General features: G+C 74.7%; 28 protein-coding genes. 10 read left to right on the top strand and 18 right to left on the bottom strand.

The genetic code is table 11. The features are described 5' to 3' along the window. Positions 1-101: 101 nt before the first annotated feature. The 6 genes from Athai_RS14855 to Athai_RS14830 form a co-directional block, all read right to left on the bottom strand. Positions 102-3098, bottom strand: coding sequence for an alpha-L-rhamnosidase (locus tag Athai_RS14855; RefSeq protein ID WP_203962034.1), 2997 nt, complete (start codon positions 3096-3098; stop codon positions 102-104). Positions 3099-3154: 56 nt separating this feature from the next. Then, entirely contained in the window at positions 3155-4180 is a 1026-nt protein-coding gene (locus tag Athai_RS14850) for a fatty acid desaturase family protein (protein WP_203962033.1), read from the bottom strand. Positions 4181-4289: 109 nt separating this feature from the next. Continuing rightward, the gene (locus Athai_RS14845) at positions 4290-5324 is read right to left on the bottom strand and encodes a S41 family peptidase (protein ID WP_203962032.1); all 1035 of its coding nucleotides are present in this window, start codon (positions 5322-5324) and stop codon (positions 4290-4292) included. Further along, the gene (locus Athai_RS14840) at positions 5321-5833 is read right to left on the bottom strand and encodes a hypothetical protein (RefSeq protein ID WP_203962031.1); all 513 of its coding nucleotides are present in this window, start codon (positions 5831-5833) and stop codon (positions 5321-5323) included. The genes Athai_RS14845 and Athai_RS14840 overlap by 4 nt, the downstream gene beginning before the upstream one ends. 92 nt (positions 5834-5925) lie before the next feature. Then, positions 5926-6189: a type B 50S ribosomal protein L31 gene (locus Athai_RS14835; protein ID WP_203962030.1), complete on the bottom strand. Its 264-nt coding sequence runs from the start codon at positions 6187-6189 to the stop codon at positions 5926-5928. 135 nt (positions 6190-6324) lie between these two features. Next, positions 6325-7095, bottom strand: a complete 771-nt coding sequence (locus tag Athai_RS14830; protein ID WP_203962029.1) for a VOC family protein — start codon at positions 7093-7095, stop codon at positions 6325-6327. Positions 7096-7355: 260 nt separating this feature from the next. On the opposite strand from Athai_RS14830, the gene Athai_RS14825 reads away from it, so the two are divergent. Together Athai_RS14825 and ggh are read left to right on the top strand one after the other, a co-directional pair. Beyond that, positions 7356-7991 carry an IMPACT family protein gene (locus Athai_RS14825; protein WP_203962028.1) on the top strand — a complete coding sequence of 212 codons (636 nt, stop codon included), beginning with the start codon at positions 7356-7358 and terminating at the stop codon, positions 7989-7991. A gap of 190 nt (positions 7992-8181) precedes the next feature. Then, a complete protein-coding gene (ggh, locus tag Athai_RS14820) occupies positions 8182-9498 on the top strand; it encodes a glucosylglycerate hydrolase (protein ID WP_203962027.1) in 1317 nt (438 codons plus the stop codon). Positions 9499-9712: 214 nt separating this feature from the next. Here ggh and Athai_RS14815 read toward each other — a convergent pair whose 3' ends face one another. Both Athai_RS14815 and Athai_RS14810 read right to left on the bottom strand, forming a co-directional pair. Beyond that, positions 9713-9973 carry a Prokaryotic metallothionein gene (locus Athai_RS14815; RefSeq protein WP_203962026.1) on the bottom strand — a complete coding sequence of 87 codons (261 nt, stop codon included), beginning with the start codon at positions 9971-9973 and terminating at the stop codon, positions 9713-9715. A gap of 31 nt (positions 9974-10004) precedes the next feature. Next, complete coding sequence (locus tag Athai_RS14810; RefSeq protein WP_203962025.1) at positions 10005-10622, bottom strand: helix-turn-helix domain-containing protein; 618 nt, start codon at positions 10620-10622, stop codon at positions 10005-10007. Between the two features lie 99 nt (positions 10623-10721). Between Athai_RS14810 and Athai_RS14805 the strand changes: the two genes are divergently transcribed. Further along, positions 10722-11213 carry a YbaK/EbsC family protein gene (locus Athai_RS14805; protein WP_203962024.1) on the top strand — a complete coding sequence of 164 codons (492 nt, stop codon included), beginning with the start codon at positions 10722-10724 and terminating at the stop codon, positions 11211-11213. A gap of 112 nt (positions 11214-11325) precedes the next feature. Here the strand turns inward: Athai_RS14805 and Athai_RS14800 are convergent, their stop codons facing one another. From Athai_RS14800 to Athai_RS14770, 7 genes are all read right to left on the bottom strand, one after another. Continuing rightward, complete coding sequence (locus Athai_RS14800) at positions 11326-11886, bottom strand: GNAT family N-acetyltransferase (RefSeq protein ID WP_239156946.1); 561 nt, start codon at positions 11884-11886, stop codon at positions 11326-11328. Next, on the bottom strand, positions 11867-12382 hold the full coding sequence (locus tag Athai_RS14795) for a hypothetical protein (RefSeq protein ID WP_203962023.1): 516 nt from the start codon (positions 12380-12382) through the stop codon (positions 11867-11869). The genes Athai_RS14800 and Athai_RS14795 overlap by 20 nt, the downstream gene beginning before the upstream one ends. Before the next feature lie 112 nt (positions 12383-12494). Beyond that, a complete protein-coding gene (locus Athai_RS14790) occupies positions 12495-13148 on the bottom strand; it encodes a response regulator transcription factor (RefSeq protein WP_203962022.1) in 654 nt (217 codons plus the stop codon). Continuing rightward, the gene (locus tag Athai_RS14785; RefSeq protein WP_203962021.1) at positions 13145-14509 is read right to left on the bottom strand and encodes a sensor histidine kinase; all 1365 of its coding nucleotides are present in this window, start codon (positions 14507-14509) and stop codon (positions 13145-13147) included. Before Athai_RS14785 ends, Athai_RS14790 begins: the two co-directional genes overlap by 4 nt. Before the next feature lie 73 nt (positions 14510-14582). After that, a complete protein-coding gene (locus tag Athai_RS14780; RefSeq protein WP_239156945.1) occupies positions 14583-16253 on the bottom strand; it encodes a PH domain-containing protein in 1671 nt (556 codons plus the stop codon). Further along, a complete protein-coding gene (locus Athai_RS14775) occupies positions 16250-16750 on the bottom strand; it encodes a PH domain-containing protein (protein ID WP_239156944.1) in 501 nt (166 codons plus the stop codon). Before Athai_RS14775 ends, Athai_RS14780 begins: the two co-directional genes overlap by 4 nt. A 48-nt stretch (positions 16751-16798) precedes the next feature. Next, positions 16799-16975, bottom strand: coding sequence for a hypothetical protein (locus Athai_RS14770; RefSeq protein ID WP_203962019.1), 177 nt, complete (start codon positions 16973-16975; stop codon positions 16799-16801). A gap of 545 nt (positions 16976-17520) precedes the next feature. Here Athai_RS14770 and Athai_RS14765 point away from each other — a divergent pair. The 4 genes from Athai_RS14765 (at position 17521) to Athai_RS14750 (ending at position 19961) form a co-directional block, all read left to right on the top strand. Next, positions 17521-17733, top strand: coding sequence for a hypothetical protein (locus tag Athai_RS14765; RefSeq protein ID WP_203962018.1), 213 nt, complete (start codon positions 17521-17523; stop codon positions 17731-17733). A 543-nt stretch (positions 17734-18276) separates the two neighbouring features. Continuing rightward, positions 18277-18849 carry a helix-turn-helix transcriptional regulator gene (locus Athai_RS14760; protein WP_203962017.1) on the top strand — a complete coding sequence of 191 codons (573 nt, stop codon included), beginning with the start codon at positions 18277-18279 and terminating at the stop codon, positions 18847-18849. Next, positions 18846-19391 (top strand): hypothetical protein, encoded by a 546-nt coding sequence (locus tag Athai_RS14755; protein ID WP_203962016.1) that lies wholly within the window; start codon positions 18846-18848, stop codon positions 19389-19391. The genes Athai_RS14760 and Athai_RS14755 overlap by 4 nt, the downstream gene beginning before the upstream one ends. Before the next feature lie 66 nt (positions 19392-19457). Then, on the top strand, positions 19458-19961 hold the full coding sequence (locus Athai_RS14750) for a mycothiol transferase (protein WP_203962015.1): 504 nt from the start codon (positions 19458-19460) through the stop codon (positions 19959-19961). Between the two features lie 62 nt (positions 19962-20023). Here the strand turns inward: Athai_RS14750 and Athai_RS14745 are convergent, their stop codons facing one another. Further along, on the bottom strand, positions 20024-21436 hold the full coding sequence (locus Athai_RS14745; protein ID WP_203962014.1) for a threonine/serine exporter family protein: 1413 nt from the start codon (positions 21434-21436) through the stop codon (positions 20024-20026). 425 nt (positions 21437-21861) lie between these two features. On the opposite strand from Athai_RS14745, the gene Athai_RS14740 reads away from it, so the two are divergent. The 3 genes from Athai_RS14740 (at position 21862) to Athai_RS14730 (ending at position 24902) form a co-directional block, all read left to right on the top strand. Then, complete coding sequence (locus Athai_RS14740; RefSeq protein WP_203962013.1) at positions 21862-22860, top strand: sugar ABC transporter substrate-binding protein; 999 nt, start codon at positions 21862-21864, stop codon at positions 22858-22860. 58 nt (positions 22861-22918) lie between these two features. After that, positions 22919-23959: an ABC transporter permease gene (locus tag Athai_RS14735; protein WP_239156943.1), complete on the top strand. Its 1041-nt coding sequence runs from the start codon at positions 22919-22921 to the stop codon at positions 23957-23959. A 61-nt stretch (positions 23960-24020) separates the two neighbouring features. Continuing rightward, entirely contained in the window at positions 24021-24902 is an 882-nt protein-coding gene (locus Athai_RS14730; protein ID WP_239156942.1) for an ATP-binding cassette domain-containing protein, read from the top strand. 60 nt (positions 24903-24962) lie between these two features. On the opposite strand, the gene Athai_RS14725 is transcribed toward Athai_RS14730, so the two are convergent. Continuing rightward, the gene (locus Athai_RS14725; protein WP_203962011.1) at positions 24963-25229 is read right to left on the bottom strand and encodes a hypothetical protein; all 267 of its coding nucleotides are present in this window, start codon (positions 25227-25229) and stop codon (positions 24963-24965) included. 233 nt (positions 25230-25462) lie between these two features. Further along, positions 25463-26326 (bottom strand): LysR substrate-binding domain-containing protein, encoded by an 864-nt coding sequence (locus tag Athai_RS14720; protein WP_203962010.1) that lies wholly within the window; start codon positions 26324-26326, stop codon positions 25463-25465. Positions 26327-26371 lie beyond the last annotated feature (45 nt).

Here is a 26371-nt window from a genome sequence, read left to right as displayed (position 1 = left end):
GCGGCGGCGTGGTCGTCCGGCACCGCCCCGGCGCGTGGATCGTCGCCCGGCGGATTCGCCGCCGGGCCGCCGACCTGGACGCTCGCGGCCGGATGCGCCGCTCAGCCGGCGAACTCGTAGGTTCCGGAGCCGACCCACACCACCGTGCCGCCGGCCGCATCCGGCGTCACCGACCGCACGCCCGGCTGGTCGGTGCCCGGCGGCTCCACCCCGGCAGGCAGGTGCACGTCCGCGGTGGTGTTCGGCGGTACCTCCACCGCCAACCGGTACGGTTCGGCCTGCCACCGCACCGCCGCCGGACCGTAGCCGGTGACCAGTCGGGTGTCCGCCGAGTCGATCCCGCCGCCGGGCCGCGGCCGTACCGTGATCCGCCGGTACCCGGGTTCGGCCGGCGCCAGGCCGCCCACCACCCGGTGCAGGAAGTCGCCGACCGCGCCGTACGCATAGTGGTTGAACGAGGTCATGCCGGCGTCGGCGAACCCGCGCGCCTGACTCCACGAGTCCCACCGTTCCCAGATCGTGGTGGCGTCCCCGTGCACCACCGGGAACAGCCAGGACGGGTACGTGTCGCGCAGCAGCAGCGCGTAGGCGACGTCCAGCCGGCCGCCGTCGGCGAGCGCATCCAGCAGCCACGGGGTACCGAGGAAACCGGTGCTCAGGTGCGTGTTGCGGGCCGCGACCTCGGCGGCGAGCCGGCGCACCACGGCGGGCCGCTCCGCCTCGGTCACCAGCCCCGCGCGCAACGCCAGCACGTACCCGGTCTGGGTGCCGCCGGCGACCCGCCCGTCCCCGCCCACGTACCGGGCACGGAACGCCGCGGCGGCCCGGTCGGCGATGTCCGTGCAGTGCGCGGCGGCGTCCGGCTGGCCCACCAGCCGCGCCAGCCGAGCCGCGACCCGAGCCGAGTGCGCCAGGTACCCGGCGTTCACCACGTCCTTGTCGGTCGGCGTCACCGCGAGCCAGTCGGCGAACCCGCCGCCGGGATGGCGCGGCGCGTCCGGGCGGTCCAGGTAGTCCAGCCAGCGCAGCATCGCCGGCAGGCACTCGCGCACCACCCGGGTGTCGCCGTACGCGGCGTGCAGCGCGGCGGGCACCAGCACGATCGCGTCGCCCCAGCCCGGGCTGCCGTACTGCGGGGTGTCCAACTGGCCGCCGAGCACGTCCGGCGCGACGTGCGTGATCGCACCGTCCGGGCGCTGCGCGTCGCGCACGTCGATCAGCCACTTGCGCAGGAACGCGGCCACGTCGTAGCCGAAGGCCGCGGTCGGCGCGAACACCTGCGCGTCGCCGGTCCAGCCGAGCCGTTCGTCGCGCTGCGGGCAGTCGGTCGGTACCGCGAGGAAGTTGCCCCGCTGGCTCCACAGGATGTTGTCGTGCAACCGGTCGAGCCGCGGGTCGGAGCACCCGAACTCGCCGGCGGCGGCCATGTCCGCGTACGCGACCAGGGCGGTGATCTCGGCGCCGGCCGGGCAGCCGGTCAGCTCGGCGTAGCGGAAGCCGTGGCTGGTGAACTCCGGCTCGAACACCTCGCCGTCGGTGCCGCCCGCCAGCACGTACTCGTCGGTGGCGCGGGCGGTGCGCAGCGCCTCCAGGTACGGCTCGCCGTCGTGGTCGAGCACCTCGGCATGCCGCACGATGATGCGGCGGCCGGCGTCGCCGCGTACCCGCAGCCGCAGCCAGCCGACCAGGTTCTGACCGAAGTCGACGATCAGCCGACCGTCCGGGGTTGCGGTCACCGACCGCGGCGCGAGTTCGTGCCGGACCCGGATCGGCGGCGCGATCGCCGCGGTGACCCGCCCGGCCGGGCCGTCGGCCGGCACCGCGGCCGGCCAGTCGTCGCCGAACCCGGGAGCGTCCCAGCCGGCCGGTTCGGCCCGGGCGTCGACCACGGTGCCATGCTGCAGGTCGGCGTGGCGCACCGCGCCGGTGCCGGTGCGCCATCCGGTGTCGGTACCGATCACCTGGTGTGCCCCGTCGGCGGTCCAGACGTGCAGCTCGGCGCGCAGCGCCCGGATGTGTCCATAGTGGAACGATCGGCAGAACCCGACGCTGCCGGCGTACCAGCCGTCCGCGAGCACCGCCCCGAGCACGTTGTCGCCGTCTCGCAGCAGCGCGGTCACGTCGTGACTCTGGTACGGCACCCGGGTGGCGTAGTCCGTCCAGCCGGGCGCGAGGTGTTCGCTGCCGACCCGGGTTCCGTTGAGCCGCATCGAGTACAGCCCGGCGGCGGTGACGTACAGTCGGGCCCGCCGCACCGGCGCGTCGAGCCGGAACGCCCGCCGCAGGTACGGGCTGGGCCGATGGGTCACCGCCGCGCGACCCCACGGCGGAGCGCCGTGCGGCCCGAGCGACACCGCCAGCTCTCCGTCGCCGGTACGCCAGGTGTCGTCGGTACCGACGGTGCGCGGCGGCAGCCCGTCCAGCGTGACGTCCAGCCGGCCGACCGCGTGCCCGTCCGGCGCGTGCACCGCGATCTCGTTGGTACCGGTCCGCAGCGCCCGGGCCGCGTCACCCACGGCGGGCACTTCGGTACCGTTGAGGCGGACCGTCACGTCGTCGGCGAACGCCGTCCTGGCGGCGAGCACCCGGCGCCCGCCCGGCAGCTCGAACGAGGTGCGCAACGTCGCGGCGGCACCGCCGGGCGCGCCGATGCGGTGCAACGAGTGCAGCGGCTCGGTGGTGTCCAGATCCGGCGGCAGCGGGGCGTCCCGCTCGCTCGCCGCGGTGATCCAGCTCGCCGTCCACCGTGCCTCGTCGAGCTGCCCGGTCTCCCAGCTGCCCGGTGGCGACCAGTCGCTCTCGGTGCCCCGGTCATCGGTGACCCGCACCCGGAACACGTACCGGGTGTGCGGCGCCAGCGCCGGCCCGCGATAGGCGATCCCGACGCTGTCGCTGGACGCGACCCAACCGCTGTCCCACGACACGTTCCCTTCGAGCGGGTCCGCGTCCGCCGCGACGACGACCCGGTAGGCCCGCTGTTCGATGCCGCGTCGGGTGCCGTGCAGCCGCCAGGACAGCTGCGGCGCCGGTTCGTCGACCCCGATCGGATCGACCAGCCGTTCCGCCCGCAGATCGTCGACCCGCACCGGTTCCGTCACTCGCGCCACCCCCAGATGCCTGCTGCGGCAACGCTTTCAGGCCGCCGGCGGCGGTGTCAAGAGCGCAGCGGGCGACCCACCTCGTGCAGCGCCTGGAACGCCCTGGCGTACGAGCGGGGCAGCGACTCCTGCTCGTAGTCGACACCCAGCTCGGCGCAGTAGGCGGCGACGATCGGTTGCGCCCGGCGCAACGCGGGTCGCGGCATCGACGGGAACAGGTGATGCTCGATCTGGTAGTTGAGGCCGCCGAGCAGCCAGTCGGTGACCGGCCCGCCCCGAACGTTGCGGGAGGTGAGCACCTGGCGGCGCAGGAAGTCGAGCTTGACGTCCGGGCCGAGCACCGGCATGCCCTTGTGGTTGGGCGCGAACGACAGTCCCATGTAGACACCGAACAGTGCCTGGTGCAGCGCCAGGAACGCGATGGCCTTGCCCGGTGACAGCACGGTGAACGCGACACCGACGTAACCCACCACGTGCAGTCCGAGCAGCACGCCCTCCAGCACCGGCCGGCGAACCTTGCCGCCGAACGCCGAACGGAACCCGGCCACGTGCAGGTTGAGGCCTTCCAGCGTCAGCATCGGCAGGAACAACACCCCCTGCCAGCGGGTCACGAACCGCTGCACGCCGGAGGTGTCCTCGGCCTGCTTCTCGGTCCACCGCACCGCGCCGGCGGCCACGTCCGGGTCGGCCCCGACCTGGTTGGGATGCGCGTGGTGCCGGGTGTGCTTGTCCGCCCACCATCCGTGCCCGAGTCCGATCAGCAGGTTGCCCGCGATCAGCCCGATCCGATCGGCGCTGCGCCGCGACGAGACCACCTGCCGGTGCGCCACCTCGTGCCCGACGAACCCCACCTGGGTGAACGCCACCGCGAGCAGCACCGCCGTACCCAGCTGCCACCACGAGTCGCCGACCAGCGCGAACACCAGCCAGGCCCCGACGTACAGGGCGGCGGTGGAACCGAGGGCGAGCACCTGGTACCCGGGCCGGCGGGCCAGCAGCCCGGCCGCGGCGATGCGCCGGGACAGCTCCGCGTAGTCGCTGCCGGTGCCGGTGCCGTGTCGGACGGTGGTCGGTACGGACATCGCAGCTCCTGACTGGTGGGGGAGAACCCCTCCAGGCTGCGGGAGCCACGATGCCCACACACTGCCGTATGCACCCGAATCCGTACTGGGGCCAGCCCCAGTACGGCCGTCACCCGTCGTCGAGCTCCCGTAACGCCAGCAGCACCGCGGCGTTCGCGTCGGTGTCGTACTCGCTGCTGGTGAGCGTCACGTCCGGGTGGAGAAGGGTGCCGTCGTCCGCATCGCCCGGTAGCGCGACCGACCACTTGAACGACACCATGCCGCGCAGTCCGGAACGTTCCAGCTGGAACGGCAGGATGTCGATGAAGCAGTTCGCCGCCTGAGCCGGTGCGGTCCCGACCACGGTCGCGCCATGCCGGCGCAGTGCGAGCAGCACGTCGAACCCGGCCGAGAACGTGAACGCGTCCACCACCACCGCCACCCGCGGCGACGGCAGGGTGTCCGCGGCGGCGAGCTGCCGGTCGAGGGCGGGCAGCTCGCCGCGCAGCTCGGCCAGCGCGTCCCGGCGCAGCTCGCGGCGGCGGCGCGGGTCGGTTCGGGTCGCGCGCCAGGCGCGCTCGTCGCCGAAGTCGTAACCCGGTGCGGCGTCGCTGCCGCGGTAGTGCTCGAAGTACTGCGGGGAGTGCCGCGGCACCTGGTAGCCCTCGTCGCCGTCGAGCACCGCCTGCACTCCGTACAGCAGGGCGGCGAGGATTTCGCCGATGATCGAGTTGCCGCCCGGGCAGTGCCGCAGGTCGACCACCAGCCGGTCGCCGCCCGCGGCGCGCAGCCGCTCGAGCAGCCCCGCGACCGCGTCGCTCGCTGATGGCACGAGCGCGATCCGCTCGTCCACCGTCGCCGGCGCACGGGTCACGCCCAGCCGCTCCAGCGCCGCGTCCAGGCGCTCGCCGAGCACCCAGCCGACGCCGCTCGCCCGGGCGGTCTCGAAGGCCTCCCGGTAGCCCAGCAGCTCGCCGAGTCGTAGGTAGCCGACGGTGCCCAGCAGCGCCGTCGCGATCCCGGTCGGCCCCAGCTCCGGCAGCCGCAGCCGCGACGCCGGTGCCAGCCGATCGGCTGGCACCGGCCGCCACGGCGTCAGTGCCGCCTCGGCCGGTCCGCCCGCGGCGGTCAGCTCGACCCGGCGCCGGTCCGCGGCGCCGGTCAACAGCGTGGCCCCGACCGGTCGTCCAGCGCCTGAGCGGGATGCACCAGGTTGCCGTGCTCGTTGTCGTACCCGCGCAGCCGCCGCATCCGCTCGACCAGCTCGCCGAACGCGACGCCGTCGACGGCGCGCAGCCGGGCGCCGAGCAGCGGCCGGTGACCAGCGGTGTGCACGGCGCCGACGACGAGCGCGCCGTCCACCACGTCCCAGTCGATCCCGTACCGGGGTGCCGAGGTGTCGGTGAACGACCGGCGCCCGGGCGGGAACACGGCGGTGTGCGCGTCCCGCACGCCGGCGGCGAGCCGGGCCAGGTGCCCGTACAGGTCGGTGACGGTCAGGCCGGACGCCGGGATGGCCGCCCGCGTCTCGTCGACCGCCCGCCAGAACGCGACGGCGCCGCCGAACCCGCGGTACGCGTCCGGGTGGGTGTCGGTCAGCGTCTCGACGAGCTGGTCGAGATCGGCGCCCGCCGCGCTGGCGGACAGGGTCTGGTTGGCCGCCGGTGAGTCCATGGCGGCAGGCTAGCTGTGTCGCGCACCCCGCTGCGGGATCCGCGGCCGGGCCACGTGCCGACCCGCACGGAGGCCGTTCGGGGGCCGCCGGATCAGCTCGTGCGCCGGGTGGCGCGGTCGCCGTAGCGGCGGCGGAACTTCTCCACCTGGCCGGCGGTGTCGAGCACCCGGCGCTGTCCGGTCCAGAACGGATGGGATGCCGCGCTGATGTCGACCACGACCAGCGGGTAGGTGTTCCCGTCGGACCACTCGACGGTCTGCTCGGAGGTCTCGGTGGAGCGGGTCAGGAAGCTTTCACCGGTGCTGCGGTCCTGGTACACCACCGGGTGATAATCAGGGTGGATGCCGGGTTTCATGGCGTTTCGCCCTCCGTGCGGGACATCTTTCGGTACTCCGCTCCGGGTGCCCGCTGGCCGCCTCGCCATGCTCGCCGGGGCCGGGATCCCGCCGTACGGCTGACCCGGCGGTGCCGCGCCGGGCCAGCCACCGGCTCACCCGTTGTTCGGTCCCACCAGCTTGAATCGGGCGCCGTTCGGGTCGTCCAGCACCGCGAGCCGCCCGTACGGGGTGTCCTCGGCCGGCCGCACCAGGCGTGCCCCGAGCTCGACCGCGCGGGCCCCGGTGGCGTCCACGTCGTCGGCGGCGAAGTAGACCGACCAGCCCTTGTCCGCATCCGGCATGCCGCTGCCGTCCATCACGCCGGCGAGCTGTTCCTCGCCGTTGCGCATCGTCGTGTACCGGAACTGCGGGGTGTCCGACTCGGTCGCGGTGTCCCAGCCGAACACCGTGCGGTAGAAGTCGAGCACGTCCTGGTACCGGTCGGTGTGCAACTCGAACCAACCCGGCGCGCCGTCCACGGCGTACTCGACGAAACCCTGGTGCTGCTCCGGCTGCCAGACCCCGATCAGGGCCCCGTCCGGGTCGGTGACCAGACCCATCGTGCCGAGCTCGGCGACCCGCATCGCCGGCGAGGCGACCGTACCGCCGTTGCTCGCCGCAGCGTCCAGGGTCGCTGCCGCGTCCTCGGCGGCGAGGTAGATGCCCCAGCCGTCGTGGCCGGCGTTGTCCCCCTGCGCCGGCATCAGGCCGGCGACCGGTGCGCCGTTGCGGTCGAAGGTGCTGTAGCCGCCGAACTCGGCGACCGGTTCGTTCGCGTGCCAGCCGAACAGTCCGGTGTAGAAGCGTCGGCTCGCCGCCTCGTCGGTGGTGGACAGGTCGAGCCAGCACGGTGCGCCGTTCGGCGGCGTCGTACGGGTGGTCATCAGCGTGCCTTCCCTTCGTGCCACGGTGCCGGCGCCTCCGACGTCCGGTGCGTCGGGTGCCGCGGGCGACGTCTGCCGGTGTTGACGAGTGCATCATCGAGAACTCATCGGGCCCGCGCGGCCGATCGCGCCGATCGGTGCCCGCGGTCCACACATCGGGGTGGCCGATCAGCGCGAACCGGTCGATACCCGGCCGCCGGGTCGCCGCCGTGGATCGCCCCGGTCCGCCGCTAGTCTGGGGTCACGACGAAGGGGGAGGCGTGACGACGGTCGGGTTCCGGACCGTCGCGGCCGATGTCGAGCACGACATCGAGGTGAAGCGATCACTGTTTCGGTGCACGCTGCGCCGGGTCGCCGACGAGGACGCCGCGCGGACGGTCATCGCGCAGGTCCGCCGGGCGCACTGGGACGCCCGGCACCACTGCAGCGCATACGTGCTCGGACCGGCCGGCGCGCTGCAGCGCTCCCACGACGACGGCGAACCGGCCGGTACCGCCGGGGCGCCGATGCTCGCCGCGCTGCACGGCGCGGAGCTGACCGACGTCGTCGCCGTGGTGACCCGCTGGTTCGGCGGAGTGCTGCTCGGCACCGGCGGCCTCGCGCGGGCGTACCGTGCCGCCGTGACCGGCGCGATCGAGTCCGCGGGCGTGCTGGTACGCCGGCCGGTCACGCTGCTCGCGGTCGCCGCCGACCACGCGCACGCCGGCGGGCTGGAGCACGCGGTCCGGGCCGCCGACCCGGCGGCGGTGCGCGCCGTCGACTACACCGCCGACGGCGTGCGGCTGGCCCTCGCGGTACCGCCGGAGCGGGTCGACGCGCTGCGCACCCTCGTCGCCGAGCAGACCGCCGGTACCGGCTCGCTCGCCGAAACCGGCAGCGACTTCGCGGACGCCTGAACCGGCGGCCGGTTCGCCCGGCCCGGCGAACCGGTAGGGGCGGGCCGGCGGGATCGGACGGTGGCCGGCGCACGGGCGGGGCGGACCGGCCGCGGTAACGGGCTGGCGGGATCGGCGGCGGGCCGGCGGGGTGGTGGGGCGTGGGCCGGTGGTGCGGTCGAGGTGGGGTACGAGCGATCGAGGGGGCGGAGTGGACGAGCGGCTGTGGTCCGCGGCGGCGGCGGTACTGGCCGGCAACGACGCGGGCGGCTGGACCCGGGCGGCGCCCCGGCTGTACCCGCACCAGTGGAGCTGGGACTCGGCGTTCGTCGCGGTCGGCTGGGCGCACCTGTCGGTGCCGCGGGCGCTGACCGAGCTGCGCAGCCTGTTCGCCGGCCAGTGGGCGAACGGGATGGTGCCGCACATCGTGTTCGACCCGGCGGCCGCCGCCGAGGCGTACTTTCCCGATCCGGCCCGCTGGGGCACCCGGGTGGCCGCCGCCGCGCCGGACCGACCCACCTCCGGGATCTGCCAGCCGCCGGTGCACGCGCTCGCCCTGGCGCGGATCGCCGCCGTCGCCGACGCGGCCGGCGGCGCCGACGTCGAGCGGGTCGAGGCGGCGCTGGCCGAGCTGTACCCGAAGGTGCTGGCCTGGCACCGCTACCTGGCCACCGAGCGCGACCCGCAGGACAGCGGGCTGGTCAGCATCTACCACCCCTGGGAGTCCGGCACCGACAACTCGCCGCGGTTCGACGCGGCGCTGGCCCGGGTGGCGGTCGGCGACCTGCCCCCGTACCGGCGGCGCGACACCGGACACGTCGCGGACCGGGCGCAACGCCCGAGCGACGCGGAGTACGACCGCTACCTGTGGCTGGTGGAGCTGCTCCGGCGGGCCGGCTACGACGACGGCAGGATCGCGGCGACGCATCCGTTCGTCGTCAAGGACGTGCTGTTCAGCGCGATCCTGGTCGCCGCCAACGACGCGCTGGGCCGCCTCGCCGCGCGGATCGGCGCTCCGGCGGCCGACCGGGCGCTCATCGCCGGCTGGCGCGACCGGGGCCGGGCCGCCGTCGACGCCCGCTACGACCCCGGCCTGCGGTTGTGCCTGGACCTCGATGTGCGCGCCGGCAGCCCGGTGGCGGTGCGCTCGGTCGCCGGTTTCGCCGGGTTGGTCGCCGGTGGCGACCGGCTGCCGGAGCTGGTCGCCGAACTCGCCTCGCCGCGGTTCCTCGGGGACGACCGGCTGCGCTGGCCGGTACCGCCGTCCACCAGCCCGGCCGACCCCGCGTTCGCGCCCCGCACGTACTGGCGGGGCCCGAGCTGGCCGGTGATCAGCTGGCTGCTGTGGCGCTCGCTCGTCGCGGCCGGCCGCGACGGCGCGGCCACCGCGCTGCGGGCGGCATCGCTCGACCAGGTCGGTACCGCCGGGTTCGCCGAGTACGTCGAGCCGTTCACCGGCGAGCCGCTCGGCTCACCGAACCAGTCCTGGACCGCCGCGGTCACCCTGGACTGGCTCGCCGACGGTTGACCGGCGGCGAGCCAGTCCACCCGGCGCATCCAGCCGTCCCGGTGCCCCGATGGCCCCGTGCCCCGATGCCCCGGTGCCCTGGTGCTCCGCCGTCCTGGTGCTCCGATGGCCCGCCGTCCCGCCGGCCCGGTGCCCCCGCCGGCCCGGTGCCCCGATGGCGCCCCTCGATGGCCGGGCACCTCGCCGGCGCGGTGCCACGAGGTGCCGCCGCGGGTCAGCCCGGGTGGGCACCGACCGTGTCGCGGATCGATTCGGCCGCGTCGCCGCCGTCGGCGCGGGCGCAGTGCGCGCAGCAGTACAGGTGGCTGCCGACCTCGACGCCGTGCCCGATCACCCGGCACGAGCAGTGCTCGCAGATCGGCGCCAGCCGCTGGATCGCGCACTCGAACGAGTCGAACACGTGCGTCTGGCCCCCGAGCGTGCGGATCTCGAACGCCATCCAGTAGTCGTTGCCACAAACCTCGCAGATTGCCATCGTCGCCCCCGTTCCGGCCGGCCCTCCCGCATCAGTCTGGCCGGCCGCGCCGCCGCTGTCCGCCGTTTGCGGCAACCTTGTCGCCGGCGGGCGCGCCCGCGGCGTCCCGGGCGCCGGTCCCGCCGCCCGGGACCGGGTAGTGGACGGCGAGAATGCCGTGTGCGGTGCCACCGGCGGAGCGGTACCGGTGCGGTACGTCGGCGGCGAACCGGAGGTGCCCGCCGGCGGGCACCGGCACCGGAGCGTCCACCGGCCCCACCAGAACCGTCCCGGACAGCACGATCAGCTGCTCGTACGTGCCGGGTGCGTGCGCCGCGGAACGCTGGTCGGCGCCGGCCCGGATGTCGACCCGGTACGCCTCGGTGACCAGGCTCCGGTCCGCCCGCCGCTCGATCAGTCGGGCGTCCACCGCGGCGCCCGACACCGGCGGTGCGTCGCCGTCCGGACCCGGCAGTACCGCCGACAGCGGCGCGTCGAGCGCGGTGGTGAGCGCGTAGAGGGTGGCGAGGGTCGGGTTGCGCTGGCCGGATTCCAGCCGGGACAGCGTCGCCTTGCCGATGCCGGAGCGGCGGGCCAGCGCGGACAGGCTCAACCTCCGCGCCTCGCGTAGGGCGCGCAGTCGGTGTCCGACCCGTTCGGCCAGCTCCATGCCCGCCTCCGCATCGTCCTCGCGCTCCGCCGTTACCGGCTTGACCGTATCGGAGCCACCTCGCTAGCGTTCCATATACGAAACACTAGCGAGGTGGAGATGACTCGACTCGAACCGACCGCCCTGCCCGAACGAAGCCGCCTGGTTGCCGACGCGCTCGCCGCCGCCGGGGTGGCCGCCACGATCCGGCAGCTCGCCGACTCGACCCGCACCGCCGCTGCGGCCGCGGCGGCGCTGGACTGCGAGGTCGGCGCGATCGCCAACAGCCTCGTGTTCGTCAGCGACGACGAACCGGTACTGGTGATGACCAGCGGCGCGCACCGGGTCGACACCGAGGCGCTGGCCCGCCGCTGGGGCCGTGGGTCGCTGCGCCGGGCCACGCCCGAGCAGGTACGGGCGGCCACCGGCCAGGCGATCGGCGGAGTCGCGCCGGTCGGGCACCCGCATCCGCTGCCCGCCGTGGTGGACGAGGCGCTCGCCGGCTATCCGGTGGTGTGGGCCGCCGCCGGTACCCCGCACACCGTGTTCGCCACCACCGCCACCGACCTGGTCCGGCTCACCGGCGGCCGGCTGCTGCCGGTGACCGCCTGAGCCCGCCGCGGGTCGGGTCGGCTGCCGACGTGACCCGACCCGCGACGGCGCCGGGAATGAGCCGCGGTGCCGGTCGCGGCCCCTCGGCTGGAGCGGTGCCGGCCGCGGCCCTTCAGCTTGAGTGGAACGGCTCGGCATAGCGAGCCGGACCGGACGGCACCGCGCCGCCGGGGCCCAACGGCAGCGCGAGGAACGCCTCGTCCGGCCAGCCGTCCGGCCGCGACACGCCGAACTCCGAAGCCCGCCGGAAGCCGAACCGCGGGTAGTAGGCGGGATGGCCGAGCACCATCGCGGCGGTCTCGCCGCGCTCGGCCGCGGCGGCCAGCACGGCGCGGATCACCGTACCGCCGGCGCCGCGGTGCTGGCGCGCCGGCAGGACCGCCACCGGGGCGAGCCCGACGACCGGGCTGGTGCCGATGTGGCCCCGGGTGAGCAGCGCGTACGCGACCGGGACGCCCGCGGCGTTGGTAGCGAGGTACGACAGTCCGGGCAGCCAACCCGGATCGCCGCGCAGCACCTCGACCAGGTCCGCCTCGTCCGGCCGGCCGAACGCGGCCCGCACGATCGCGGACACCGCGTCGCGGTCCGCCGCCCCCTCCGGCCGGGTAGCCCAGGGCTCGTCGATCGGCCGCCGCCGATCGACCGGGTGGGCCTCATCGATCGGGTCGGACAAGATCGCTCCTCGACGGGCTGCGGGTGGACGGCGTACCGATGCTGGCCGGATCACCCAGTGCCCGTACCCGTCGTGCCAGCGCCCACTGTTGCACGCCGAGCGTGACGGCGAGGCCGAGCCAGAGCGAGCCACCCAGTACCGGTTCGCCCAGCAGCAGCTCGCCGCCGGCGGCGAACGCGATCCGGACCGCGATGGAGACCAGCCACCAGCCCAGGGTGCGCCGGTCACCGCGCCGCCAGGCGGTGCCCCGATCGTCCAGCCAGACCCGCATCGACCGGCCGCGCGGCACCGCGAGAACCGCCGAGGCCAGCAGCGAGACGACCAGCAGGCCGATCCCGGCGGCAGTCGGCCTGGCCGGGCCGGGTGGCGCCAGCCCGGCGGCGAGCAGTACGGCGACCCAGATCAGCTGGCTCGCCCGCACCGGCCGCGGCACGAACTGCAGCACCAGCACGATCGCCAGTACCAGCACCGTCGAGGCCCCGCTGAGCGCCGTCATCGCCGTCCCTTCCACGTCGAACCCACGCGGCAGACGCTAGGTTCCGCAGCTGCCGCGGCGCATCGGAGCAGGCTCCGATGCGCCGCTACGACCGCGGGCCGAGCCGTCCGGGTCAGGGGCGCGCGTGCCCGTGCCGGTACGCGTAGCGCACCAGCTGCGCGCGGTCCCGGCTGTCGGTCTTGGCGAGCAGGTGGGTGATGTGCGTCTTGACCGTCGCGGCGGACACCGTCAGCGCGACCGCGATCTCGGCGTTGGACTCGCCGGCGGCGATGTGCGCGAGCACCTCGGTTTCCCGGGCGGTGAGCGGGACCGCGTCGTCCGACGTGCCCCGGGCCGGCGCCCCGCGGGCGTACGCGTCGAGCAGCCGCCGCTGCACGCTCGGGTCCAGCAGCGCCTCGCCGTGCGCCACCGTGGTGATCGCGTGCTCGATCTCGGCGGCGCTGGCGTCCTTGGTGACGAACCCGCGGGCGCCGGCGTCCAGCGCGGCGAACACCCACTCGTCGTCGGAGTAGGTGGTGAGTACGACGATCCGGATTTCCGGATGGTCGGCCAGGATGCGTCGGATGGCGGTCGGTCCGTCGCAGCGCGGCATCGACAGGTCCATCAGCACCACGTCCGGGTGCAGCCGGCCGGCGCTCGCCACCGCGTCCAGCCCGTCCACCGCGGTACCCACGACGTCGATGCCGTCCAGCAGCCCGAGCAGCATCGTCAGCCCGTCCCGGACCACCCGCTGATCGTCGACCACCAGCACCCGTACCGGACTCATCGCAGATCACCTGGTAGCCCGGGGCGCAGCGGCAACCGCAGCAGCACCGAGTACCCCTCGTCGGTCGGTCCGGCGACGAGTTCGCCGCCGAGCAGCTCGGCGCGCTCGGCCATCCCCGCGAGCCCGTACCCGCCGGGCGGCACGGCCGACCCGTGGCCGGCCGCTTCGCGGGTGGTACTCGGCTCGGTCGTGGTGGCTGCGCGGGCCCGCTCGGCGACGGCTGCCGGGTCGGCGGTCACCGCTGCTCCTCGACCCGGTCCGGTCACCGCTTTCTCCGCGCCGTGCACTGCTCCTCTCGGGCCGGTCGGCGCTCGCTCCGGCCCGGTCGCCGGCGCCGCGCCGGTCACCGCCCCGCCGGGGTCGGCCAGCACCCCGCCGGAGTCGGTCACGCGCACCGTGACCTCGTCCTCGGCCCACCGCACCGACACCCGGGCGCGCGCGCCGGCACCGGCGTGCCGCATCGTGTTGGTGAGCGCCTCCTGCACCATCCGGTAGACCGCGAGGCCGACCTCCGGACCGATCGGTCGCGGCGTGCCGGCCACGCTGTACTCCACCGGCAGCCCCTGCTCCCGGCGGGCCCGGTCGACGAGGGCGGCGACCAACGCCGGCCCGGGCAGCGCGGCACCGCGCAGCGCCGCGACCACCTGGCGGGTGTCCGCGATCCCGGACCGGGTCAGCTGGTGCGCCCGGGCCAGGGCGGCGGCCAGGCGCGGGTCGGCGCCGGTGCGGTCGGCGAGCACCTTGGCCGCCTCCAGCTGCAGAGCCAGGCCGGCGAACGTGTGCGACACGATGTCGTGTACCTCCCGGGCCAGCGCGCCGCGTTCCCGCAGCACCGCGGCCTGCTCGACGGCGGCGCGGGTCGCCTCCCGCTGCTCCAGCAGCCGCTCGGCGCGGTCCCGGGCCGCGGCACCGAGCGCGGCCAGGTCACCGACCAGGTACATGAAGCCGGCGCCGAGCGCGAACACCGCGGTGACGGCGACCGGCACCCCGGCCCGCAGCAGCACGGCACCCAGCAGCAGCACCAGCGTCGCCGCGATCGGCGCGGACACCCGTACCGGCAGCCGCATCGCCAGCCGGATCAGGGCGACGTAGCTGATCAGGTAGCCGAGCGCGTCCGGCGCGAGCGCGGTCGACGCGATGCCCAGCAGGCCGAACGCGGTGCCGAGAACCGCCTGGCCGGCGCGGCCGGTGTGGTGCCCGACGACCAGTACCACCCAGATCGCGGCGGCGACCAGCGCGAGCGCGGCGACCGCGACCCGGGTACCGGTCGCGAGGTCGGCGAGGGCGCCGGCGAACAGTGCCACCGCGACGGCGAGCGTGCCCAGTGCGGCGGCCCAGCGACGCTCCCGTGGCCAGCTCATCCACCCTCCCCGAGCAGCCCGGTCCGGCCGGGGCGATCCGGCCGTGCCGCCGGAACCGGCCGGCCGGTCGACGCTAACCCGCGGCCCGGTCGGTGGCATCGGAGTGCGGTCGGACCCGGCTACGACCGGAGTCCGAGTCGGGGCCGGAACTGGTGGGTACCAGGAACGGGGTGAGCAGACCAGGCAGTGCCGTGTCGGCCAGCGCGGTCGCGTCGGCGAGCGGCACGTCCGGTACCGGATATGCCTGCTCGCCGCCCGCGGTGGTGGCGGTGAGCGTGGCCAGGCCGGCCCGGCGCTGGAAGAACGACCGGCGCAGGTTCCAGCCGATGATGCCGTCGGTGGGCAGTGCGCTGCGTCGGCGGACCAGGCTGCCACGCCCGGCGACCAGGGTGCCGCCGACCAGTGCGTGCCCCAGACCGCGGTACCGGTCGGCGGCCACCAGCACCGCGAGCACCAGCAGGGTCAGGGTCGCGACCGGTGCCCAGTCGGGCACCGGCAGCAGCGCGTGCAGGATCACCGCGGCGATCACCAGCAGCGCGCACGGCACCAGCGCCCGGGTGTACCGGCGGCGCCGCGCCGCCGGCCCGTGCCCGATCAGCGGCACCGTGAACGGCTCCCGTCGCCCCAGTACGGCGATGGCCACCCGCTGTGCCTCGGCCCGGGGCGCGGACGGCAGCAGCAGCGAACCGCCGCGCTCGGCGCCCCGGCCGACCCGCAGCCCGGTGGCGATCGCGATGCACCGGGCGCCGCCGACCGCCCGCAGCAGCAGCGGCTCGGACACCTCCACGCCGCGCAGCCGGCGCTCCTCCAGGGTGATCGCCCGGGTGGTGATCAGACCGCGGCTGACGTGCAGCGTGCCGCCGGGCAGCCGGGTCAGCCGGAACCCCCAGAACGCCAGCACGTAGCCGCAGGTCGACGCGATCGCGGCGAGTACCACCAGGCCGAGCACGAGTTCGCCGAGCAGCAGCGGCAGCGAGGTGTGCAGCACCCGGGCGGCGAGCTCGCGGGTCGCCCCGTACCGGGTGGGGTCGAGGTGGAACTCGTTGACCAGCCGGGACAGGAAGGCCCCCACCACGCCGACGGTGACCAGCCCGGACAGGGTGAACGGGCCGTAGCCGATCCAGCGCGGCGACAGCCGGGCGAGTTCGGTACCGGCCGGTGGCGACGGCGCGCTCCACGGGAGACCGCCGGGATGTGCGCGCGCTCCGGCGTCCGCGTCGGCGGCCGGCTCGGCGGCGTCCGGGGCTGCCGGCGCGTCCACCGGGCGCCGGTGCAGCAGCTCCTCGCGCAGTTCGGCGGCGGTGGCCGCGTGCAGCGCGTCGAGGCGCAGCCCGTCGCTGCGGCTGCGGTCCGACAGCCCGGTACCGACGGTGACCCGGGCCAGGCCGAGCACCCGGTGCAGCAGCGGCGCGCTGACGTCGACGGTGCGGATCCGGTCGCGCCGCACCGACAGCACCCGCCGGTTGAGCACCCCGCGCCGTACCTGCACCTGCTCGGAGGAGATCCGGTAGCTCGTGGTCAGCCAGCGCAGCACGCCGAAGGCGATCGCCGCGGCGGCGCCGATCAGGCTGTAGATCGGGCCGTTGCCGGAGGTGGTGCCGGCGATCAGCAGGCCCAGCAGAGCGGGCAGGAACTGCAGCAGCGACTGCACCGGGTGGATCAGCAGCATCCGGTTGGACAACCGGCGCCACTGCGGCACCTGGTCGGCGCGCGGGCCGCGCACCTCGGTCGGCGAGCTGGTCACGTCGCGTCGCCCCGCTCGGCCTGGGTGTCGGCGGTGAGCTGGTCGACCACCCGCAGCGCGTCGTCCCGGTCGAGCCCGTGGATACGCAGCGGCCCGGCCGCCGAGGCGGTGGTGACGGTGACGTTGGTCAGCCGGAAGATCTGCTCGAACGGGCCGCGGTCGGTGTCGACGGTCTGGATCCGGGACACCGGCGCGATCCGGCGTTCCTGGTTGAACCAGCCGGACTGGGTGTACACCGCCTCCGGGGTCACCTCCCAGCGGTGCACCCGGTAGCGCCACTGCGGCATGACCACCAGGTGCGCCGCGGCCAGCACCACGGTGACCGGCAGGGTCACCACCCACCAGTGCCGCAGCCAGCCCCATCCCAGCGCCAGCGCGACGATCTGGGCGGCGAGCAGCGTCAGCCACAGCGGCGCGGCGCTCGCGGTCCAGTACCAGATGGCGCGGCGGTGCACCCGGTGCCGGGGCGGCCGCAGCTGCAGGGTCTGCTCACTCACGCCGCAACGATGACACATCCCGGCGCGTCGCCCGAGCGCGCCGGGAGCTCAGCCGCCGGTACGCTCCTTCGCCCGGGTCGGCTCGTCGCCGGTCAGCGCCCCGGCGAGCAGTTCGCGCAGATCCTGCAGCCGGTCGTTGGCCTCCACGAGGACCGACGCGGGGCCGGGACGGTGGGTGTCGCGCAGCACGACCGGGGTGTCCGGACCGCTCCTGCGGTTGTTCATCTGCCACTCCCGAAAAGGCGGTGTCTCAGCCTGTTTGACGAGATATGTACGGCTGTTGCCGGCGTCAGCGTAGTGCCCCCGCCGGAGTTGCGGCAGCGGTCTTGCAGACTCGTGCAAACGCCGCTGGCCCGGCTTGCGCCATGATCATCAAAGACGCACCGTCTTTATGTGTTCACCCTTTGTGGCGACACGCCGGCTTCGTTGCGCCGACACGCTTGCCACGCACAGTTGCGGGTGGCAGTGTCGGAACGGTCACGGAAAGCCCGTTGCCGGTGGCGATGGGCGGCAGTGGCTCCGGCCGTGTCCAGCGGCCGGATCACGTTCTCCGTGCCCTCCCGGGGGTTGTGTCTTGCCGTCGCTGGTCCGCATTCCGGCGCCGGCCCACCGATACGGCGCGTACCGGTGCGGCCGGTCGGCAACACGCCCGATGGTGCCGGAGGGTGAGGATGCGGCGAAGCGGCGCGGTGCCGTCATTCGGCGTGGCACCCTGAGCCCAGGCTCGGCGCGCGTGCCGGGCGTCTGGCCCCGGGTGGAGGAGTCCGCCGATGAGTGCCGCGTCCTGGCGAATCCACGAGTTGGCCGTCCTGGTCTACCGGCGGCACCCGCCGGTACGGCCGAGCCGGTGCCGCTGCGGTCGTGCCGGTTGTCGGGCGCGACAACGGGCGGCGGTCGTCCTGGTCGCGCTCGGCGACGACCCGGGGCGGTACGACGCGGCTCCGGTGTCCCGGCCGGCACCCGCCCCGGCGGTGACGCGGTAGCGTCCCCGCCGCCGACCGGTAGTCGAGCTTGGCTCGGGGTGGCCACGCCGGCCGCCGGCACCCGGTCCGAATCCGCGCGGAGCCGTATCTCCCCGCCGGGTGTTGCGTTGTGCAGGTTGCAGGCACAAAGTTGCGCGCCAGCCGGCCGGCACCGCCGCCGCCCGGCGCCGCCCGCGCAGCAGCGCCACCACCGCACAGGTACCGGAGTGCTCGAAGGTACCGGAGTGCTCGGAGCCACCGAAGTGCTGAGAGTCACCGGAGTGCAGAGGTACCGAATGCCCGGCATCGGACCACGAGATGCGCCGACGCGCGGCGCCGCGCCGCGCGCTACCGCGGTGCCCGGTGCGGCACAGACCCGACCCGGGCCGTCGACCCACGCGCGGCGCGGACGGCCCGCGCACCGGGTCGACACACCCGCACCCGCCAGCGACGCGGTTGCCCTGCCGCGCCCGTCCAGATCCGTCCGTCACCGCCGTCCATCCGTGCCGCGCCGCCGTTGGGGCGACACCGGCCGATTCGACGTGTCTCCGGAAGGGACTCGCAATGAGCGTTGCCACGCTCCCGGCCAGACCTGACTCCCCGCCGGGTCCGACCCGCACCGTACTTGCCTGCGTACCGGCCGGCGCGGCTGCCCGCCTGCTCGCCGAACGCCTCGTCGCCACCGGCAACGGCCACCTGGTAAGGCTGGCCACCACGCCGCGCCAGGCCCTGACCTGCTACACCCGACAGCACACCGACGTGGTGCTCGTCGACTACCGGTTCGCCCGGGATCCCATCACGGTGCTCGGCCCGCGTCGCTCGCCGCACACCGCGGTGATCGTGGTGGACGTCGGCGCCGACGGCGACCTGCTGCTCGCCGCGGTCGCCGGCGCGGTGACCGGCGCGCTGCGGGTGGCGCCGCGGCGCCCGCAGCGGCCACCGATCCGGCTGACCGGGCGGGAACAACAGGTGCTGCACGCGCTGTGTGACGGCGCCACCAACGAGGAGATCGCCGAACAGCTGTGCATCGGCGCCGACACGGTCAAGACGCACGTGCGGCGGCTCTACGACAAGCTCGGTGCCCGCCGCCGGACCCAGGCCGTCGCGCTGGCGCTGCGGGCCGGGCTGGTCGAGTGAGGCTGGCCGGCGCCGACCGCACCGCGGCCGACCGGTACGCCGCCGCGCTGCAGCAGCTCGCGCTCGCGGCGGCGGCCGGCGCCGAACGCGTCCGGTCGCCCACCGGCGACCCGATCGGCCTGGCCGGGGAGGTCGGCGCCGCGCTGGCCGGCGCGTACCGCGGCGCCACGGCGGCGCGGGACCGCTTCCTGCACCCGGACGGTGCCGGCCAGCCCGGCGCCGGCCACGGCCCGGCACCGGCGGTGGCCGGTACCGGTCAGCGGCTGCCGCCGGTGGCCGACGACGAGTTGCCGCGGCTGTTCGCGCTGTGGCGGCACCGCGACCCGACCGGCCAGTCCGGCACCGGCATCGTGCTGTTCGGGGTGGCGTTCCCCGGCGGCCCGGTGCTGACCCGCTGGCGTGGCCTGACCACCGGCATCTACCAGCTGGGCCTGTGGAACAACGTCGAGGAGGTGCTCGCCGTACACGGGCACCACGGCGCCACCGAGCTGGTCTGGCTGACCGACCCGGCGGATCGCCGGGACCCGCTGTCGGGAAGTTGACCCGGCCCGCCGCGCGGGCCGGCGGAGTCGGCCGGCGCCGCCGTGCCGACACCTAGACTTGGCCGAATGAGAAGCGCTGAACTGCTGATCGACTCGCTCGACCGGGTCCGCGGGGTGGTGCACGGGGCCGTCGAGGGGCTGTCCGACGAGCAGCTCGCCTGGCGGGCCGACCCGCAGGCGAACTCGATCGCCTGGCTGGTCTGGCACCTGACCCGGATCCAGGACGACCACGTCGCGGACGTCGCCGGTACCGGGCAGGTGTGGGCGGCCGGCTGGGCCGACCGGTTCGGGCTGGGCCTGCCGGTGGCCGACACCGGGTACGGGCACCGCAGCGACCAGGTCGCCCGGGTACGGGCCGGTGCGGCCCTGCTCGCCGGCTACCACGACGCGGTGTTCGAGCAGACCCGCCGCTACCTCGACGGGCTGACCGACGCCGACCTGGACCGGATCGTGGACGAGCGCTGGGATCCGCCGGTCAGCCTGGGCGTCCGGCTGGTCAGCGTGGTCACCGAGGACAACCAGCACGCCGGGCAGGCCGCCTTCCTGCGCGGTCTGGTCGAGCGCCGCTGACCGGTCCCGGCCGGCGCCGCCGGCACCCCACCCCGCGGCGGTGACCCGCCGGTGCGGGCAGCTCAGTAGCCGCGGGTGCGCCGGGCGGCCGGCCGTCGCCGCGGGCTGGTGCCGACCACGCCGCCCCGGCTGCGGGCCCGCACCACCTCGCCGCCCAGCGCGATCCCGGCGGCCAGCGCGAACGCGGTCGCCAGTGCGGTGAACAGGCTGATCAGCCCGGTGTTCAGCGAGTTGTGGCTGATCTGCAGCAGCCCCCGGTACAGCGGGGTTCCCGGCAGCAGCGGCGCGATCAGCGGCACCGTGTACGCCATCGCCGGCGCCCGGTGTCGCACCGCCATCAGGTGTGCGGCGAACCCGATCAGTGCGGCGGCGATGCCGGCGGCGAGGATCGGCATCACGTCGACGGTGCGCAGGGCCGAGTAGACGAGCCAGATCGCGCCGCCGCCGATCGCCGCCGTGGGCAGTGCCTTGAGCGGTGCGGCCAGCGAGATCGCGAACGCCACCGAGATCGCCACCGCGGCGAGCACCTGGACCGGGCCGAACGAGGCGAACGAGGTCGGCAGGTCCTCCACCCGCAGCGGCAGGCCGAGGTGGACCGCGCCGTACACGGTCAGACCGACGCCGCTGACCAGCGCCGCGACGATGAAGAACACCTCCAGCAGCCGCGCCGCGGACGACACGTACGCGCCGGAGATGCCGTCCTGGACGGCGGCCACCAGGGGTCGTCCGGGCAGCAGCGCCATGATCGAACCGGTCACCACCGCGCTGGCCACCACCGGCAGCCCGGCCGCGATCACCAGCACCGCGAGCAGCGACCCGATCGCCGCGCCCACGGCGAGCTGGAAGAACTCGGCGATGCCGCGGCGGGCCAGGTAGGCGCCGGTACGGTCGGCGAGCAGGGTGGCGAGGAACGCCACCACGGCGACCACGACGCCACCGCCGGCGAGGATCGACGCGGACGCGGAGATCAGCGGCAGCGACAGCGTGATCAGCAGCGCCGGGTACGGCGGGCGGGCCCGCTTGATCTCGCGCAGCCGGTCGAACGCGGCATCCAGGTCGACCAGGCCGATCGCCGCGTCCTGCACCAGCCGGTGGGTGGCGGCCAGCCGGTCGTAGTCGGGCAGCCGGCGGCGCACGGTGCGCTCGCCGGTGACCGGCGGCGCGCCGTCGGTCGGCACGCAGGACAGCGAGATCGCGGTGAAGGTGACGGCGGCCTCGCTGCGGGGCAGCCCGTACGCGACGGACAGGCTGCGCATCGCCTCGCTGACGTTCTCGGTCGCCTCGCCGGAGGCGAGCAGCAGCTCGCCGACCCGCAGCGCCAGGTCCATCGCGCGGTAGGTCTCCGCGTTCGCCGCCTCGTCCGGCTCGTCCGGCGTGGCCGGGGTACCGGCGATGGCGCGCTCCCGCACCCGCTCCCACACGGTGCGGGCGCGACGCAGCTGCCGGACGTCGAAGCGCTCAAGGGTCTGTGGCATGGCGAACCTTTGCGGGGGTGGTGGGGGTGGTGGGCAGCACCTCTCGCCGGTCGCGAAACGACCGTGCGGAAAGGCGGGATGGGGGTGTGCGACACGGCTCGTCGGAGCGTGTACGCCCAAGTCTAGGTACGCATCCGGCGGCGCGGATATTCCAACCGCCGTGATCTGGATCGCCCCGCCGCACCGCGGCGCCCGGCGGGCCGGTGCTGGCGGCGGGATCCGTTGCCCGGCAGCACGACCCGGGATCGGTTGCGGTGCCGGTCGGTCCCGGCGGGTGGCGCCGGACACGGTACCGGCGGGCCGGATCGGACGGCCGCGCCGAGCGGCGATGTTCTGGACCAATGGCCGCCAACCGGGCATGCTGGCGGCGACACGATCGCTCGCCGGCCGCCGGGCCGGCGAGAAGCCCTCGTGGAGGAGGCCGCATGCTGCACGCGAGGCGCCACTGGGCCGGCGCACTGCTGCTCGCCCTGGTGCTGGCCGCGGTGGCGGGCTGTTCGAACCGGGTGGACAGCGGCGCGACCGCGGCTCCGACCGCGACACCCCAGTCCCGGGGCGGCAACCACGCCCTGCGGGTGGCGGTGGTCACCCACGGCGCGGCGGGCGACCCGTTCTGGGCGGTGGTCAAGAACGGTGCCGTGCAGGCGGGCAAGGACCTGCACGTGCGGGTCAGCTACCAGGGGTCGGGCGTGCCGCAGACCCAGGCGCAGTTCATCGACGCGGCGGTCAACCAGCACGTGGACGGGCTGGTGGTGTCGATGGCCAACCCGGACGCGCTGAAGGCGTCGATCCGGCGTGCGGTCGGCCAGGGCATCCCGGTCGTCACGATCAACTCGGGCGAGGCGCAGTCCGCGGCGTTCGGCGCGATCACCCACGTCGGGCAGGACGAGTCGGTGGCGGGGGAGGCGGCCGGCGCTCGGCTGGCGAAGAGCGGCGCGCACCACGTGCTGTGCGTCATCCACGAGGCCGGCAACATCGGCCTGACCCAGCGCTGCCAGGGTGCGGCGAAGGGGCTCTCCGGCAAGCTCGACACGCTGCAGGTCAACATCAACAACCTGGCCCAGGTGCAGGCGACGATCAGGGCGAAGCTGACCGCCGACCACTCGATCGACGGCGTGCTCGCGCTCAACCCGGCGGTGGCGATGGCGGCGGTGTCCGCCGAGTCCGGCACCGGATCGACGGCGAAGATCGCCACGTTCGACCTGTCCGGCGACGTCACCTCGGCCATCGAGCAGGGCCGGGTGCTGTTCGCCGTCGACCAGCAGCCGTACCTGCAGGGCTACCTGCCGGTGCAGCTGATCAAGCTCTACCACGACAACGACAACACGCTCGGCGGCGGCAAGCCGGTCCTGACCGGGCCGGGCTTCGTCACCAAGGACAACGCCGCGAAGGTCGCACAGCTGGCCAAGGAGGGCACCCGATGAACTCCGTCGAGGCAGGCGGCACGAGTACCGCCGACACGGCGACCGCCGCGGAGACGGCGTGAGTACCGCGCAGGGGGCCGTGGACGAGCGGCTGGCCACCACCTCGCCACTGCGGCGGCTGCTGGTGCGGCCGGAGCTGGGTGCGCTGATCGGCGCGGTGGTCGTGTTCGTGTTCTTCGCCATCCTGTCGCCCACCTTCCGCTCGCCGGCCGGCATCGCGAACTGGCTGGACCCGGCGTCGACGTTGGGCATCATGGCGGTCGCGGTGGCGTTGCTGATGATCGGCGGCGAGTTCGACCTGTCCGCCGGGGTACTGACGGGCAGCACCGGTCTGGCGGTGACGATCATCGCCACCCGGTTCGGCCTCGACGTGTGGCTCGCGGTGGCGATCTCGCTGGTACTGGCGCTGATCGTGGGGCTGTTCAACGGCCTGCTGGTGGTGCGTACCGGGCTGCCGAGCTTCATCGTGACGCTGGGCAGCTACCTGGTGCTGCAGGGCCTCAACCTCGGTGTGACGAAGGTACTGACCGGCAACGTGCTGGTCGGCGGGCTGGTCGGCCGGCCCGGCTTCTCCTCGGCGCACCTGGTGTTCTCGTCGTCGGTGGTGCTGGGCGGCACCTACTTCAAGGTGTCGATCGTGTGGTGGCTGGTGCTCACGGCGCTCGCCACCGTGGTGCTGCTGCGGACCCGGTTCGGCAACTGGGTGTTCGCGGTCGGCGGCGACCAGGTGGCGGCGCGCAACGTCGGCGTACCGGCGGCCCGCACCAAGGTGCTGCTGTTCCTGACCACCGCGACCGCCGCCTGGCTGGTCGGTACGATCACCGCGCTGCGCAACACCTCGGCGCAGGCCGACGCCGGCGTCGGTGACGAGCTGACGTTCATCGTCGCGGCGGTGATCGGCGGTTGCCTGCTGACCGGTGGGTACGGTTCGGCGATCGGCGCCACCTTCGGCGCGCTGATCTTCGGGATGACCTCGGTGGGCATCGTCTACGCCGGCTGGGACGCCGACTGGTACAAGCTGTTCCTCGGCGCGATGCTGCTGCTCGCGGTGTTCGCCAACCGGCTGGTCCGGCGGTACGCGGAACGGCGGCGAGGCTGACATGGGCGCCGCGGACGGACCGAAGCCAGACCCGGAGGCGACCGGAGCACCGGAGGTGCCAGTGAACGCGACCTCGAAGGTACCCGGCGGCGACGCGCCGCTGCTCGCGGTGGAGTCGGTGAGCAAGTTCTTCGGCAGCGTGATCGCGCTGTCGGAGGTGTCCACCAGCGCCCGGGCCGGCGAGGTCACCTGCGTGCTCGGGGACAACGGCGCCGGCAAGTCCACCTTCATCAAGATGCTCGCCGGGGTGCACCAGCCGGACCGCGGCGGGATCTGGCTGGACGGTACCCGGGTTGCGTTCGCGAGCCCGCGGGAGGCGCTCGACGCCGGCATCGCCACCGTCTACCAGGACCTCGCCGTCGTCCCGCTGATGTCGGTGTGGCGCAACTTCTTCCTCGGCGCCGAGCCGCGCCGCCGGTTCGGCCCGGTACGGCTGTTCGACGTGGCGGCCGCCCGGCGGATCACCCGGGAGCAGCTGGGCGCGATGGGCATCGACGTGCGCGACACCGACCAGCCGGTCGGCACGCTGTCTGGCGGCGAGCGGCAGGCGGTGGCGATCGCCCGCGCGGTGTACTTCGGCGCCCGGGTGTTGATCCTCGACGAGCCGACCTCGGCGCTGGGAGTCAAGCAGGCGGGGGTGGTGCTGCGCTACATCGCCGCGGCCCGCGATCGCGGTCTCGCCGTCGTGTTCATCACCCACAACCCGCATCACGCGTACCCGATCGGGGACCGGTTCCTGCTGCTCAACCGGGGTCGCAGCATGGGCGACTTCGGCAAGGACGAGATCGACCAGGCGGAGCTGACCCGGCTGATGGCCGGCGGCGCGGAGCTCGACGAGCTGGCCCACGAGCTCGCCCGGGCCGACCCCGCGGAGCCACCCGGGTCGGCCGCCGAGGCGTCCCGGCTGCTCGCCGAGGAGGCCGACGAGCTGCGGCGCGAGTAGCCCGGGGGCGCGCCGGTCGCCAGGTCGGCCGGCGCCGGCCGCCGGGCGGCGGCGCGCAGCCTAGCTGGGGTCGGAGAGGATGCTGATGCCGGCGGCGCGGGCGGAGACGGTGCGGTGCAGCACCCGCTGGCCGCGCGGGTCGAGTTCCCATCCGGTCAGCAGCAACCAGCGCGCCTCGGTCGCGGCGCGGTGCTCGGCGGCGTCGATCGTCGACGGCTGCGGTGGTGAGGTGATCAGCAGCTGGATCGGTCTGGCTCGGAACTGGGGCGAGGCCTCGGCGCCGAGGTAGACGGTCTGACCGACGCGCGGATTGGCTCCGATCGTCACTCCTTCATGATCCGCCCGGGCCGATCAGGTGAACAGGCCGGCAGCGCAGGAAGCAATGACCGTCACACTCGGCAACGGAACGCGGCGGCTCCGACGTCGGCGGGGAACGTACCACGCAGCGGGTGGGAAAGGCCGTGGACCAGGCGACTTTCCTGTTCGGGCCGACCGGGGCACGGACCGGACCGGGCCCACCTCGGCGGCCCGCCGCGTGCTGCGGTGGGGGAGCGGCGGCCTCACAGCGGCCGGTGCAACCGGTCACCGGCGGCGAGGATCGCGGCGGACAGTGCGGCGACCGGGCTGTCCGGAGCCGCGTCCTCGGCGCCGAGCAGGACGAACTCGACCTCGCCCAGGTCCGGCAGCCGGTGTCGGCCGCGGATCTCCGACAGCCCGGGCGGGATCAGGCTGTGCGCGTGCGCGGTGACCCCGAGACCGGCCATCGCCGCGGCGCGCAGGCCGGACAGGCTGCCGCTGGTACACACGATGCGCCAGGGTCGGTCGTGCCGCTCCAGCGCCTCGATGGCGCGGTCCCGGGTGATCGACGGCGGCGGGTACACGATCAGCGGTACCGGCGTGGCCGGCTCCGGCCGGCTCGACTCGCCGCCGATCCAGGCGAGCCGTTCGCGCCAGACGGGCTGGCCGCGGTGCTGCCCGCGGCGCCGCTTGGCGAACACCAGGTCCAGCTCGCGGCGGTCGAACGCGTCGTACAGGATCGCCGAGAGCCCCACGGTCAGTTCCAGGTCGACCAGCGGGTGGCTGGCGCGGAAGTTGCGCAGGATCTCCGGTAGCCGGGACAGTACGAAGTCCTCGGAGGCGCCGAACCGGACCCGGCCGCGTACCTGCGCGCCGGCGAAGTAGCTGTCGGCCCGGGCGTGCGCGGCGAGGATCGAGTCGGCCAGCGGTACCAGCGCCTCGCCGTCGGCAGTGAGCGCCACGGTGTGCGTGTCCCGGCTGAACAGCTGCCGCCCGGTGGTCGCCTCCAGCCGGCGGATCTGCTGGCTGACGGTGGACTGGCGCAGCCCGAGCCGGCGTGCCGCCTGGGTGAAGTTGCGGGTCTGTACGACGGCGAGGAACGTGCGCAGCAACGTCGGATCGAACACGCCCATCACGCTAGCCGATCACAGTAATAGCGGTGAACGTGGTTC

Origin of the sequence: Actinocatenispora thailandica (genome assembly GCF_016865425.1) — a bacterium.
Lineage (GTDB): Bacteria > Actinomycetota > Actinomycetes > Mycobacteriales > Micromonosporaceae > Actinocatenispora > Actinocatenispora thailandica.
The sequence above is the reverse complement of the archived record's forward strand: the minus strand, read 5'-3'. Positions and strand labels throughout refer to the sequence as shown.